We start from the raw sequence: 13,232 nt of genomic DNA, 5'->3' as shown, positions 1-13,232 counted from the left end.
GTCTGCGGCGCGTTGCCCGCACTGCTATACTTTCAGGCTGGCCTTTTCATTTTGGGGCGCCGCAGTGCCTGTCATTCGCGCGTCCGCTCAAACCCACCCATCATGCTCGTACTCGGCATCGAAAGCTCCTGCGACGAAACCGGTCTCGCTCTCTACGACACGGAGCGCGGGCTGCTCGCGCACGCGCTGCATTCGCAAATCGCGATGCACCGGGAGTACGGCGGGGTCGTGCCGGAGCTGGCGTCGCGCGATCACATCCGGCGCGCGCTGCCGTTGCTCGAAGAGGTGATGGCGCGCGCCGGCGCGGCACAGAGCGACATCGATGCAATCGCCTACACGCAGGGGCCGGGGCTCGCGGGCGCGCTGCTGGTCGGCGCGAGCGTCGCCAATTCGCTGGCAATGGCGTGGGACAAGCCGACCATCGGCATCCATCACCTCGAAGGACACTTGCTGTCGCCGCTGCTGGTCGATGAGCCGCCGCCGTTTCCGTTCGTCGCGCTGCTGGTGTCTGGCGGTCACACGCAACTGATGCGCGTGACGGATGTGGGGGTCTACGAAACTCTCGGCGAAACGCTGGACGACGCCGCCGGCGAGGCGTTCGACAAAACCGCCAAGCTGCTCGGCCTCGGTTATCCGGGTGGCCCGGAAGTCTCGCGCATGGCCGAATTCGGCACGCCCGGCGCGGTGGTGCTGCCGCGCCCGATGCTGCATTCCGGTGACCTCGATTTCAGCTTCAGCGGCCTGAAGACCGCGGTCCTCACGCACGCGAAAAAACTCGGCGGAGCGAATATCTGCGAGCAGGCGAAGGCCGATCTGGCGCGCGGATTCGTCGACGCCGCGGTGGAAGTGCTGGCGGCGAAATCGCTGGCCGCGCTCAAGCGGACCAAGCTCAACCGGCTCGTCGTCGCCGGCGGTGTGGGCGCGAACCGGCAACTGCGCGACGCGCTGTCCGCCGCCGCGAAGAAGCGCAATTTCTACGTGCACTACCCGGACTTGTCGCTTTGCACGGACAACGGCGCGATGATCGCGCTGGCCGGCGCGTTGCGGTTGCAACGCTGGCCCGAGCAATCGGGTAAGGACTACGCTTTCACGGTGAAGCCACGCTGGGATCTGACCTCTCTCGCGCGCTGAACTGAAAATCGCGAAGCCGTAAAAAAGCCGCTTTCAAAGCGGCTTTTTCTTTGGCGTCAGCGACCGGACCGGCAACGAGCGCGTATCAACCCACCCGCTTATCCCGCTCGATCACCGCATACGCGCTGTGATTGTGAATCGACTCGAAGTTCTCGGCTTCGAGCACATACGCGACGATCCGCTCGTCCGCATTCAGACGCTGCGCGACGTCGCGCACGAGGTCTTCGACGAACTTCGGATTCTCATACGCACGCTCGGTAACGAACTTCTCATCCGGGCGCTTGAGCAAACCCCACAGCTCGCACGACGCTTCTTCCTCGGCAATCCGAACCAGTTCTTCCACTGCCACGTCGTCGGTCAGCTCCGCGCTGATCGTGACGTGCGAACGCTGGTTGTGCGCGCCGTACCGCGAGATCTTCTTCGAGCACGGGCACAGGCTCGTGACCGGCACCAGCACCTTCAGGAACAGGCGCGTGGCGCCGTTGCGGGTATCACCCGTCAACGTGACTTCGTAGTCGAGCAGGCTGTGCACGCCCGAGACCGGTGCGGTCTTGTTCACGAAGTACGGGAACGACACCTCGATCCGGCCCGCCTCGGCTTCGAGCTTTTCGAGCATCGCGGCGAGCATGGTGCGGAACGTGGCCGGTTCGAGCGGCGCCTTGTTCTCTTCGAGCAACGCGACGAACCGCGACATGTGCGTGCCCTTCTGGTCAGCCGGCAGATGCACGTCGAGATTCCACGTGCCGACCGTCGGCTGCACCTCACCGCTTTGCGTGCGCACCGTCAACGGATGACGCACACCCTTGACGCCGACCCGCTGAATCGGGATCTGACGCGTGTCGGGCGTGCTTTGCACGTCGGGCATCACAAAGGCGGGATTCATCTGATTCATTTTTTTGTCCTTTCAAGAGAACGCCGGGCTGTCCCAAGTTTTCCGCTCCGAAGGAAGTCACCCGCCCCGAAGGAAGTCCCCTTTTGGGGGTTGGGGGAGGGCCCCTTGGGCGCTATCGCTCAGCGACAGGTTTGGGAGCGCTCAGCGGCCGTGCGGATCAGCGCGCGCAACGGCGAACGCCGGCCCCTGCCGGCGTTGGAAGATGGGCCCGGAGGCCCATCGCTTCAAGTTGGGGATGGCAATGGGCAGCCGCTATCGCATCCTAGCGGCATAGCGGACGGCGACGCTTTACGCGACGCGCTTCACCGACGATTGACCGCCGACCATGCCGTTCGCCAAATAGCGCTCACGAATCGACTTGACGATGCCGGTGGCGTCGAGACCGCACGCGGCGAGCAGTTTAGCCGGGTCGCCATGATCGATAAACCGGTCGGGGAGGCCCAATTGCAGCACGGGTCGCATGATCCCGCTTTCCAGCAGCGCTTCGACGCAAGCCGAGCCCGCGCCACCCATCACGCAGCCTTCTTCGACGGTGACGATGGCGTCGTGCGTCTCCGCAAGCTGACGGACCAGAGCGGCGTCCAACGGCTTGACGAAGCGCATGTTCGCGACCGTGGCGTCCAGTTGCTCGGCCGCCGCCAGCGACGGCGCGACCATCGTGCCAAACGCGAGAATGGCAATGCGCTTGCCCGCTGGCTGCGACGTTTCGCGACGCACCTCGCCCTTGCCGATCGGCAAGGCAGCCATCTGCTTGACGGTTGCGACACCCGTGCCGGCGCCGCGCGGATAACGCACCGCCGTCGGGTTCGACTGCTGCAGCGCGGTGTACAGCATCTGCCGGCATTCGTTTTCGTCGGACGGGGCCATTACGGTCATGTTCGGGATACAGCGCATGAACGCGAGGTCGTAAGCACCCGCGTGCGTCGCGCCGTCCGCGCCGACCAGACCCGCGCGGTCAATGGCGAAGACCACCGGCAGGTTTTGCAGCGCGACGTCGTGGATCAGTTGGTCGTAGGCGCGTTGCAGGAAGGTCGAGTAGATCGCCACCACCGGCTTCATGCCGTCCGCGGCTAGGCCGCCAGCGAACGTCACCGCGTGTTGCTCGGCGATGCCGACGTCGAAGTAACGGTCGGGGAAGCGCTTCTCGAACTCGACCATGCCCGAGCCTTCGCGCATGGCGGGCGTGATACCGACCACGCGCGCGTCCAGTTCAGCCGCGTCGCACAGCCATTCGCCGAACACCTGCGTGTAGGTCTTCTTCGACGGCGTGGTGGCCGGCTTGATGCCTTCAGCCGGATTGAACTTGCCCGGGCCGTGGTACAGCACCGGATCTGCTTCGGCCAGCTTGTAGCCCTGGCCTTTCTTCGTCACCACGTGCAGGAACTGCGGACCGCGCAGTTCCTTGATGTTTTGCAGTGTCGGGATCAGCGAATCGAGATCGTGACCGTCGATCGGGCCGATGTAGTTGAAGCCGAACTCTTCGAACAGCGTGGCCGGCACGATCATGCCCTTCGCGTGTTCTTCGAGCTTGCGAGCCAGATCGAGCATGGGCGGCGCGACCCGCAGCACGCGTTCGACGCCCGCGCGCGCGGCAGCATAGAAGCGGCCCGACATCAGGCGCGCGAGATGGCGATTGAGCGCGCCGACCGGCGGCGAAATCGACATGTCGTTGTCGTTCAGGATGACCAGCAGCGGCACGTCGTCTTCGACGCCGGCGTTGTTCATCGCCTCGAAGGCCATGCCGGCCGTCATCGCGCCATCGCCGATCACCGCGATGCCCATGCGGTTGTCGCCCTGTAGCTTGCTCGCGACCGCCATGCCGAGCGCGGCCGAAATCGACGTGCTGGAATGCGCGGTGCCGAAGGTGTCGTATTCGGATTCGTCGCGTTTCGGGAAGCCCGAGATGCCGCCCAGTTGACGCAGCGTGTGCATCTGGTCGCGGCGGCCCGTCAGGATCTTGTGCGGATAGGTTTGGTGGCCGACATCCCAGACGATCCGGTCATGCGGCGTGTCGAACACATAGTGCAGAGCAATGGTCAACTCGACCGTGCCGAGGTTGGACGAAAGATGGCCGCCCGTCTGCGATACGCTGTCGAGCACGAAAGCACGCAACTCGTCGGCAAGCGGTTGCAATTGGCGGCGATCGAGGCGGCGCAAGGCTGCCGGGTCGTCGATGGTTTTCAGCAAGTCGTACATCGTCGTTCCATTGTAGGAAAACTTACGCGCCCGCACTTCATACATGCACCCCGGGGATAAAAGGTGCGCGGCGGCGGGCTTTCGCGTTCAGCTTACCCGGTTCACCACCAGGTCGGCCAATTCGGCAAGACGCTGCGCGCGCGCGCCGAACGGCGCAAGCGCGGCGTGGGCGTCGCTGCGCAGCTGGGCCGCGAGCGCGCGCGACGCGTCGAGCCCGATAATCGACACGTAGGTCGGCTTGCCGTCCTTCGCGTCTTTACCCGCGGTCTTGCCGAGCGTCGCGGAATCGGTCGTGACGTCGAGAATGTCGTCGACGACCTGAAACGCGAGACCGACAGCGCCCGCATAGGCGTCGAGCGAACGCATCGCGTCCGCGTCCGGCGCAACGCCCGCCAGCGCGCCCATGCGCACCGCGGCACGCAGCAATGCGCCGGTTTTCATCCGGTGCATGGTTTCGAGTTGGGTGCGCGTCAGCGTGTGGCCGACGCTCGCCAGATCGATGGCCTGCCCGCCGCACATGCCGATCGAGCCGCTCGCGAGCGCCAGCTCGCGCACAAGCGAAGCCTGCTGCGGCGCGGCCAGCACGTTCGAAGTCAGCGCGACGAAAGCCTGTGACTGCAGCGCGTCGCCAACCAGCAGCGCCGTGGCTTCGTCGTATTGGACGTGCACCGTGGGCTTGCCGCGACGCAATGCGTCGTCGTCCATGCACGGCATGTCGTCGTGCACCAGCGAGTACACGTGGATCATTTCCAGCGCCGCCGCCGCCGCGTCGAGGCATTCGGCGCGCGCGCCGGTCAGCTCGCCGGCGGCGTGGCACAACAACGGGCGAACCCGCTTGCCGCCGCCCAGCACCGCATAACGCATGGCTTCATGCAGTTTGGCGGGCTCGGTGGCCGCGCTCGGCAGGTAGTGTTCCAGAGCCGCTTCGACGCGTTCGAGCACCGAGCGCGTCCATTGTTCGAATGTCATAGGTCGTCCCCGCTTTCAGTAGCGGCTGTGCCTGCGGTATTCATGGGCAGCGGCTTGAGCGTCTCGCCGTCGAGCACGCGCACCTGCTGCTCGACCTTTTCGAGCTGCTGCTGGCAAAACGCCACCAGAGCCGCACCGCGCCGGTACGCGGTGAGCGACTCCTCGAGACTGAGGCTACCGCCTTCCATACGCGCCACCAGCTCTTCCAGCTCCGCCTGAGCGGCTTCGTAGTTCTCCGGCAGCGGCGCGGTATCGACGCCTTCGGCTGGCGCGGCAGCAAGATCTTTCGACGCGGTCTTCGCCATGAATAGTCGCAAAATTAAAACAAGTCGGACATTCTACGGCAAAAGCGACATTTCCGATCCGCTCGCCGGCCTGCGTCGCGCGTGCGCATCGCGCGACGCCCCTGAAGTCTCGCAGAAAAAAAACGATCGGTCTGCGGCGAAAATCCCGAACTTTCCTGACATTTTTGACCCGAATCAGGGACTTAAGCGCCCCGACACAGGGGAAACGGGTATAATCGCGGGCTCCCTAAATCGAATCTTCGATGGTTGGGTTGTTCACTGCTTTCACGTCTTCACGGGAGTGGGAATGTCCAATCTGAGCAATGCATTGCAGTTGCGGTCTATTCACAGCCAGCTGCCAGTCACGGCTTACTTTGACGAAGCGCTTCTAACGCGCGAAATCGAAACCCTTTTCAAGAAAGGTCCTCGCTACATCGGCCACGATCTCATGGTGCCCGAAGCGGGGGATTATTTTGCCTTGCCCAGCGAAAGCGAGGGGCGCGTGCTCGTCCGTAACCAGCAGTCGCAAGTCGAACTGCTGTCGAACGTGTGCCGTCACCGGCAGGCCATCATGCTCAACGGCCGCGGCCAGGCAGAGAACATCGTCTGCCCCCTGCATCGCTGGACGTACGACCTGAACGGCCAGCTGCTCGGCGCACCGCATTTCGCGGACAACCCCTGCCTGAATCTCGGCGCCACGCCGCTGCAGAACTGGCAGGGGCTGCTGTTCGAAGCGCAGGGCCGCGACGTCGCGCGCGACCTGGCGCGCCTCGGCACCAAGAAACACTTCGATTTTTCGGGCTTCATGTTCGATCACGTCGAAGTGCACGAGTGCAACTACAACTGGAAGACCTTCATCGAGGTCTATCTGGAGGACTACCACGTCGCGCCGTTCCATCCGGGCCTTGGCAGCTTCGTCAATTGCGACGACCTGACGTGGGAGTTCGGCGAATGGTACAGCGTCCAGACAGTTGGCGTGCATAAGGATCTGGAGCAGCCGGGCAGCCCGACCTACCGCAAGTGGCATGACGAGGTGCTACGTTTCCGCGGCGGCAATCCGCCCGACTTCGGCGCGATCTGGATGGTGTATTACCCCGGCATCATGATCGAGTGGTATCCGCACGTGCTGGTGGTGTCGTGGCTGATTCCGCGCGGTCCGCAGAAAACCACCAACGTGGTCGAGTTTTATTACCCTGAGGAAATCGCGCTGTTCGAACGCGATTTCGTCGAAGCCGAGCGCGCGGCCTATATGGAAACCGCCCGCGAAGACGACGAGATCGCCGAGCGCATGGACGCTGGCCGCCGCGCGCTGATGGAACGCGGCGAATCGCAGGTCGGCCCGTATCAGAGCCCGATGGAAGACGGCATGCAGCACTTCCACGAGTTTTTGCGGCGCGAACTGGGCGCGATCTGAGCGCGCTAGATCGGACTCTCGCGCAAGCAGCATCGACGCATGGAAAGACGGGCTTCGGCTCGTCTTTTTTTGTTTAGACTTACAAGATAGCTCGGCCATCCGTTCGCGGCGCCACTCGCCCGAACGGAGCCGCCATCGCCCGTATCGAGGAGACGCCATGCCCCACACTCACTACACCACCCTGATCTCCGCGACCAATCTCGCCGAACGGCTCGTTGCCGCGCCGGGCAGCGTGTTCGTTATCGATTGCCGCTTCGATCTGACCGACACGGAAGCGGGCGAGAAAGCCTATCTGGCCGGACATCTGCCAGGCGCGCACTACCTGCATCTCGATCGCGATCTGTCCGGCCCGAAGAACGGCGCGAACGGCCGACATCCTCTGCCGGATCGTGCGCGCCTCGTCGAGACGCTGGAGTCGCGCGGCCTGAAGGAGGGTCAGCAAGTGGTCGCTTATGACGCGCAAGGCGGCATGTACGCCGCTCGCGCATGGTGGCTGCTGCGCTGGCTCGGACACGACTCGGTAGCGCTGCTCGACGGCGGACTGCAAGCGTGGCAGGCCGCCGGTCAGCCGTTGACGCAAGACGCACCGGCCCAGAACACCGGCGACTTCAAAGCTGGCGCGCCGCTCTCCGTCACGGTCGATGCGCAGACGGTCGAGCGCAATCTCGGCTCGAAGGATCGCGCGGTGGTCGACGCGCGCGCGGCCGATCGCTATCGCGGCGAGAACGAGACGCTGGACCGCGTCGGCGGCCACATCCCCGGCGCGCTCAACCGCTACTTCAAGGACAACCTCACCGCCGACGACCGCTTCAAGCCGGCTCATACGCTGCGCGAGGAATTTCATGCGCTGCTCGGCGATACGCCGCCGGAGCATGTGGTGCTGCAATGCGGCTCAGGCGTGACGGCGTGCGTGAACGCTTTGGCGATGGAGATTGCCGGCCTGCATGGCGCGGCGTTATATGCGGGGTCCTGGAGCGAATGGAGTTCCGATCCGAAGCGGCCGGTTGCAACGGGCCCGAATCCTTGAGCGCAAGCCGCTGCAAGCGATAAGCAAAAGGCCGTCGCCGCCCATGGTCGGCAACGGCCTTTTTTATCGAGCATCGTGACAGCCCGGCGGAAGGCTCAGGCTACGCGCCTCAAGCCACCCCATGCTGCTTGAACCACACTAGCGTCCTGCGCCAGCCATCTTCGGCATCGGCCTTCTTGTAGCTCGGCCGGTAATCCGCGAAAAACGCGTGGCCCGCGTCGTCATACACGACGAACTGCGAGCCGCGGCCCGCCTGTGGACCTTGCGCGATGGCCTGCTTCATCTGGTCGAGCGTGGCTTGCGGGATGCCCTGATCCTGCAAGCCGTAGAGCCCCAGCACCGGCGCATGCAGATCGCCAACCCGATCGAGCGGATTTGCCGGCGTGGTCGCGGTATGGTCTCCGCCCACGCGCCCGTACCATGCGACCGCCGCCTTGAGTCGCGGGTTGTGCTCCGCATACAGCCAGGCGATGCGGCCGCCCCAACAGAAACCGTTCACGCCGAGCCGGTTCAGATCGCCGCCATTCTCGCCCGCCCATGCGACAGTCGCGTCGAGATCGGCCAGCGCCTGCTCGTCAGGCACCTTGTCGAGGATCTGCGTGCTGATCTGCTGGATGGTCGGGTACACCATCGGATCGCCTTCGCGGACAAACAGGTCCGGCGCAATCGCCAGATAGCCCTGCTTCGCAAAACGGCGGCATACGTCGGCAATATGCTCGTGCACACCGAACGCCTCATGGATCACGACGATCACCGGCAAATGCGTCTTGCCCTTCGGCTGTGCGCGATACGCCGGCACCAGCGTGCCGCCTGAGCGCACGGCCACTTCGCCGGCTTCGAGACCGTCGCTGTCGGTATGGATGGTTTGCGCCGAGACTGGCAGCACGGCCGCCGCGAAACCGGAGCCGAGCGCGGCCTTGATGAAGGTGCGCCGATTGAAGGGAACGTGGGGGACGAGGCTTTCGATTTCGGGTTTCAGCATGCGTGCTCCTCGGTTGATTGTTAGAGGCAACAGGATACGCCTGACGCGTATCTGTTGCAGGTTCAACCGTTGTCCGCAGCCGTCAGTGCAGCTTGACGCGCGGCAGCGTGGAGCGGCGCAGCCAGTGCGCGAAGGTGTCGAGCACCATCCGCGCGTAGCCGTGCAACGCCGCGATATGCAGCCGGTACAGCGACATGTACATGAAGCGCGCGAACAACCCCTCGATCAGCATGTTGCCGCCGATCACCCCGCCCATCAGATTGCCGACCGCGCTGAAGTGCCCGAGCGACACGAGAGAGCCGAAGTCGCGATAGGTGAATTCCGGCAGCGGCTTGTTGTCGAGGCGCCCCGCCAACGCTTTCAGCAAGAAGCTCGCCTGCTGATGGGCAGCCTGCGCGCGCGGCGGCACGTTGCGCTCGTTGCCCGGCCACGGACACGCGGCGCAATCGCCGAGTGCGAATATGTTGTCGTCGATTTCGGTTTGCAGCGTGCGGCGCACGTTCAGCTGACCCAGCCGGTTGACCGTCAGGCCGTCGAGCTGGCTCAAGATGGAAGGCGCCTTGATACCCGCCGCCCACACCGTCAGATCGGCGCGCACGGTATGCCCGCTCGCGGTGCGGATGATGCCGGGCGCGACCTCGGCCACCGTCTCGCCGATCATCAGCTTCACGCCGAGCTTGGTGAGCAGCTCGGCGGTAGCGGTCGAGACGCGCTCCTGCAAGGCCGGCAAAATACGCGGCCCCGCTTCGATCAACACGATGCCGACGTCATGCCGCGGATCGAGCTTATGCAGACCATACGCGGACAGCACCTGCGCGGTGTTGCGCAATTCCGCCGACAGTTCGACCCCCGTTGCGCCGCCGCCGACAATCGCTACCTGGATGCGCGGCTCACTGGACGTCGACGTGCCGGGTCCCGGTCTCGATTCGACAGGCTCATGCACCTGATGCTCGGCTCGCATGCAGGCCGCGATCAGGCGCTTGCGGAAACGCTCGGCCTGGCCGACCGTGTCGAGTGCAAGGGAGAATTCCGCTGCGCCTTTCACACCGAAGAACGCCGTGGTGCTGCCGATCGCGATGACCAGCGTGTCGTATTCGAGCTCGCGTTCCGGCAGCAGTTCAGCCCCGTCGTCGTCGAGCACGGGGCCGAGCGTCAGGCGCCTGTTCGCGCGATCGAGCCCGGTCAGCTCGCCCTGCTGAAACTCGAAGTCATGCCAGCGGGCTTGCGCCGCGTATTCGAGTTCCTGCGTGAACGGGTCCATGCTGCCGGCCGCCACTTCATGCAACAACGGCTTCCAGATATGCGTGGGATAACGGTCGACGAGCGTGACTTGCGCCCGCGCGTCACCTTTGCTCTTGTGGGCTCCATAGCGATCACCCAGACGTGTCGCCAGTTCCAGCCCTCCCGCGCCCCCGCCAACGACGATAAATCGATGCATTGCACTCTCCGTGTTTGCCGATGAAATATGCGTCGCACCGGCACGCAGCAAGCGCGCCGTGATTCAGCGATTGTCCGCGCGCAGCACGGGTTGTCACAAGCCATCAATTCGCATGTGTGACATGCGCACGACGATATCGCGCGTTGTCACCAGTGCGTCAATGCGCCTCTTCCCAATTCAGGCCGGCGCCCACTTCGGCGACCAGCGGTACTTTCAGGTCGGCGACACCGCACATCAACTCGGGCAGGCGCTTGCGCACTTCGGACAATTCGGCGTCCGGCACTTCGAGAATCAGTTCGTCGTGCACCTGCATGATCATGCGCGTACCGATCTTCGAGTCTTCGATCCAGTTCTGCACCGCGATCATCGACAGCTTGATGAGGTCGGCGGCCGTGCCTTGCATCGGCGCGTTGATCGCGGCGCGCTCGGCGCCCTGGCGGCGCGGGCCGTTGCCGCCGTTGATCTCCGGTAGCCACAGGCGGCGGCCGAACACCGTTTCGACGTAGCCCTTCGCCTTCGCGCTCAGACGCGTTTCGTCCATATAACGCGCGACGCCCGGGTAACGCGCGAAGTAGCGGTCGATATACATCTTCGCCGCGTCGCGCGTAATGCCGAGATTCGACGCGAGACCGAACGCGCTCATCCCGTAGATCAGGCCGAAGTTGATGACCTTGGCCACGCGCCGCTGATCGTTCGACACTTCGAGCGGCGTCACGCTGAAGATTTCCGCCGCAGTGGCGCGGTGAATGTCTTCCCCTTGCGAGAACGCGCGCAGCAACGATTCGTCGCCGGAAATGTGCGCCATGATGCGCAATTCGATCTGCGAGTAGTCCGCCGAAACGAGCTTGTGCCCCGGCGGCGCAATGAACGCTTCACGAATCCGGCGGCCCTCGCCGGTGCGCACGGGAATGTTCTGCAGGTTCGGATCGTTCGACGCGAGACGCCCCGTCACCGCGACGGCCTGCGCGTAGTTCGTATGCACGCGGCCCGTCTGTGCGTTGACCATGCGTGGCAGCTTGTCCGTGTAGGTCGACTTCAGCTTCGACAAACCGCGGTGCTCGAGCAGGATCTTCGGCAGCGGATAATCTTCGGCGAGTTTCTGCAGCACTTCTTCGTCGGTGGACGGCGCGCCGCTGGGCGTCTTCTTCACCACCGGCAGTTCCAGCTTCTCGAAGAAGATCTGCCCGATCTGCTTGGGCGAGCCCAGATTGAATTCACCGCCGGCCAGCGTGTACGCCTCGCCTTCGAGCTGGATCAAACGCGTGGCGATTTCACTGCTTTGCTGACGCAGCTTTTCCGCATCGATCAGCACGCCCGTGCGCTCCATCTTGCGCAGCACACGCGAGGTCGGCACTTCGATCTCGCGGTAGACGTAGTCGAGCGTCTTCTCCGCGGCCACCTGCGGATACAAAGCCTGATGCAAACGCAATGTGATGTCGGCGTCTTCCGCCGCGTATTCGGCGGCCTTGTCCAACGCCACTTCGTCGAAGCCGATCTGCTGCGCGCCCTTGCCCGCAACATCTTCGTACTTGATCGTCTTGATGCCGAGATGGCGCAGCGCGAGGCTGTCCATGTCGTGCGTGCGATGCGATTCGAGCACGTACGATTGCAGCAGCGTGTCGTGTTCGATACCGCGCATTTCGATGCTGTAGTTCGCCAGCACCTGCTCGTCGTATTTCAGATGCTGCCCGACCTTCTTGTGCTCGGCGCTTTCGAGCCACGGCTTGAGCTTCGCGAGCACTTCGTCGCGCGGCAGTTGCACGGGCGCGTCCGGGCCGCGATGCGCGAGCGGCACATAAGCGGCGCGGCCGGCTTCCACCGACAACGACAAGCCGACGATCTGCGCCGTCATCGGATCGAGCGCGGTGGTCTCGGTATCGAACGAGGTCAGTTCAGCCGCGTTGATTTTTTCGAGCCATGCGTCGAACTGCTCCCACGTCTGCACGGTGTCGTAGTGCCGCTCGTGATCCACCGACAGTGCCGGCGGCACGTCGGTTTCCGGGCCCTCCACCGCGTCCGCGATTTCCACTTCGCGCAGCCAGGTCTTGAAGCCGTGGCGCGTGAACACGTCGCGCAGCTCCTCGCGCGATTCGGGCCGGCTTGGCAGGCTTTCCTCGATCGACACGATATGGTCGGTCAGATCGCAATTGCGCTCGACGGTGACGAGCTTCTTCGCCATCGGCAGGAAATCGAGCGCACGCCGCAGATTGTCTCCTACCGCACCTTTAATCTCGTCCGCATGTGCGACGATGCCATCCAGCGAGTCGAATTGCGTCAGCCATTTGAGCGCGGTTTTCGGCCCGCATTTCTCGACGCCCGGCACGTTGTCGACGGTATCGCCGATCAGCGACAGGTAGTCGATGATGCGCTCCGGCGGCACGCCGAACTTGGCGATCACACCGGCGCGGTCGAGCTTTTCGTTGGTCATCGTATTGATGAGGGTGACATGATCCGACACGAGCTGCGCCAGATCCTTGTCCCCAGTCGACACGATCACGTTCATGCCGCGCTGTTCCGCCGCGGTGCTGAGCGTGCCGATCACGTCATCGGCCTCGACGCCTTCGATCATCAGGAGCGGCCAGCCGAGCGCGCGCACGGCCACATGAATCGGCTCGATCTGGCGCGACAGGTCGTCCGGCATCGACGGACGATTCGCCTTGTAGTCGGGATACCAGTCGTCGCGAAATGTTTTGCCCTTGGCGTCGAACACGCACGCGCTATACTCTGCTGTGACTTCCTTGCGCATGCGCCGCAGCATGTTGATCATCCCGTAGAGCGCACCCGTCGGACCGCCCCCGGGGCCGCGCAGATCAGGCATCGCATGGTAGGCCCGGTACAGATAACTCGAACCGTCGACCAATAGCAGGGTCTTACCTTCAAGGCTTCGTTCTTCAGGCAT

10 protein-coding genes are annotated in these 13,232 nt (G+C 64.0%); 3 read left to right on the top strand and 7 right to left on the bottom strand.

Features of this window, described 5'->3' with window-relative positions; all coding sequences use genetic code 11:
- Positions 1-102: 102 nt before the first annotated feature.
- Entirely contained in the window at positions 103-1,131 is a 1,029-nt protein-coding gene (gene tsaD, locus P0D89_RS03260) for a tRNA (adenosine(37)-N6)-threonylcarbamoyltransferase complex transferase subunit TsaD (RefSeq protein WP_408358243.1), read from the top strand.
- 85 nt (positions 1,132-1,216) lie between these two features.
- Here tsaD and folE2 read toward each other — a convergent pair whose 3' ends face one another.
- The 4 genes from folE2 to P0D89_RS03240 form a co-directional block, all read right to left on the bottom strand.
- A complete protein-coding gene (gene folE2 / locus P0D89_RS03255; protein ID WP_408358244.1) occupies positions 1,217-2,023 on the bottom strand; it encodes a GTP cyclohydrolase FolE2 in 807 nt (268 codons plus the stop codon).
- A gap of 288 nt (positions 2,024-2,311) precedes the next feature.
- Entirely contained in the window at positions 2,312-4,219 is a 1,908-nt protein-coding gene (gene dxs, locus P0D89_RS03250; protein WP_408358245.1) for a 1-deoxy-D-xylulose-5-phosphate synthase, read from the bottom strand.
- Between the two features lie 87 nt (positions 4,220-4,306).
- Positions 4,307-5,188 (bottom strand): polyprenyl synthetase family protein, encoded by an 882-nt coding sequence (locus tag P0D89_RS03245; protein WP_408358246.1) that lies wholly within the window; start codon positions 5,186-5,188, stop codon positions 4,307-4,309.
- On the bottom strand, positions 5,185-5,493 hold the full coding sequence (locus P0D89_RS03240; protein WP_408358247.1) for an exodeoxyribonuclease VII small subunit: 309 nt from the start codon (positions 5,491-5,493) through the stop codon (positions 5,185-5,187). The genes P0D89_RS03245 and P0D89_RS03240 overlap by 4 nt, the downstream gene beginning before the upstream one ends.
- Before the next feature lie 286 nt (positions 5,494-5,779).
- On the opposite strand from P0D89_RS03240, the gene P0D89_RS03235 reads away from it, so the two are divergent.
- Both P0D89_RS03235 and P0D89_RS03230 read left to right on the top strand, forming a co-directional pair.
- Positions 5,780-6,886 carry an aromatic ring-hydroxylating oxygenase subunit alpha gene (locus tag P0D89_RS03235; protein WP_408358248.1) on the top strand — a complete coding sequence of 369 codons (1,107 nt, stop codon included), beginning with the start codon at positions 5,780-5,782 and terminating at the stop codon, positions 6,884-6,886.
- A 157-nt stretch (positions 6,887-7,043) separates the two neighbouring features.
- Complete coding sequence (locus tag P0D89_RS03230; RefSeq protein WP_408358249.1) at positions 7,044-7,913, top strand: sulfurtransferase; 870 nt, start codon at positions 7,044-7,046, stop codon at positions 7,911-7,913.
- A 109-nt stretch (positions 7,914-8,022) separates the two neighbouring features.
- On the opposite strand, the gene P0D89_RS03225 is transcribed toward P0D89_RS03230, so the two are convergent.
- The 3 genes from P0D89_RS03225 to polA form a co-directional block, all read right to left on the bottom strand.
- Positions 8,023-8,895, bottom strand: coding sequence for a dienelactone hydrolase family protein (locus P0D89_RS03225; RefSeq protein WP_408358250.1), 873 nt, complete (start codon positions 8,893-8,895; stop codon positions 8,023-8,025).
- Between the two features lie 82 nt (positions 8,896-8,977).
- Positions 8,978-10,333, bottom strand: coding sequence for an NAD(P)/FAD-dependent oxidoreductase (locus P0D89_RS03220; RefSeq protein WP_408358251.1), 1,356 nt, complete (start codon positions 10,331-10,333; stop codon positions 8,978-8,980).
- A 157-nt stretch (positions 10,334-10,490) separates the two neighbouring features.
- The gene (polA, locus tag P0D89_RS03215; protein WP_408358252.1) at positions 10,491-13,232 is read right to left on the bottom strand and encodes a DNA polymerase I; all 2,742 of its coding nucleotides are present in this window, start codon (positions 13,230-13,232) and stop codon (positions 10,491-10,493) included.

Origin of the sequence: Paraburkholderia sp. RL18-085-BIA-A (assembly GCF_046027075.1) — a bacterium.
Lineage (GTDB): Bacteria > Pseudomonadota > Gammaproteobacteria > Burkholderiales > Burkholderiaceae > Paraburkholderia.
This window is presented reverse-complemented; position numbering and strand designations above follow the sequence as displayed.

Excerpts from the sequence above, each read along its gene's own strand:
- folE2 (WP_408358244.1), bottom strand. The coding sequence starts at position 2,023 with ATGAATCAGATGAATCCCGCCTTTGTGATGCCCGACGTGCAAAGCACG.
- P0D89_RS03225 (WP_408358250.1), bottom strand. The coding sequence starts at position 8,895 with ATGCTGAAACCCGAAATCGAAAGCCTCGTCCCCCACGTTCCCTTCAAT.
- P0D89_RS03240 (WP_408358247.1), bottom strand. The coding sequence starts at position 5,493 with ATGGCGAAGACCGCGTCGAAAGATCTTGCTGCCGCGCCAGCCGAAGGC.
- P0D89_RS03235 (WP_408358248.1), top strand. The coding sequence starts at position 5,780 with ATGTCCAATCTGAGCAATGCATTGCAGTTGCGGTCTATTCACAGCCAG.
- polA (WP_408358252.1), bottom strand. The coding sequence starts at position 13,232 with ATGCCTGAAGAACGAAGCCTTGAAGGTAAGACCCTGCTATTGGTCGAC.
- P0D89_RS03220 (WP_408358251.1), bottom strand. The coding sequence starts at position 10,333 with ATGCATCGATTTATCGTCGTTGGCGGGGGCGCGGGAGGGCTGGAACTG.
- dxs (WP_408358245.1), bottom strand. The coding sequence starts at position 4,219 with ATGTACGACTTGCTGAAAACCATCGACGACCCGGCAGCCTTGCGCCGC.
- P0D89_RS03245 (WP_408358246.1), bottom strand. The coding sequence starts at position 5,188 with ATGACATTCGAACAATGGACGCGCTCGGTGCTCGAACGCGTCGAAGCG.
- P0D89_RS03230 (WP_408358249.1), top strand. The coding sequence starts at position 7,044 with ATGCCCCACACTCACTACACCACCCTGATCTCCGCGACCAATCTCGCC.
- tsaD (WP_408358243.1), top strand. The coding sequence starts at position 103 with ATGCTCGTACTCGGCATCGAAAGCTCCTGCGACGAAACCGGTCTCGCT.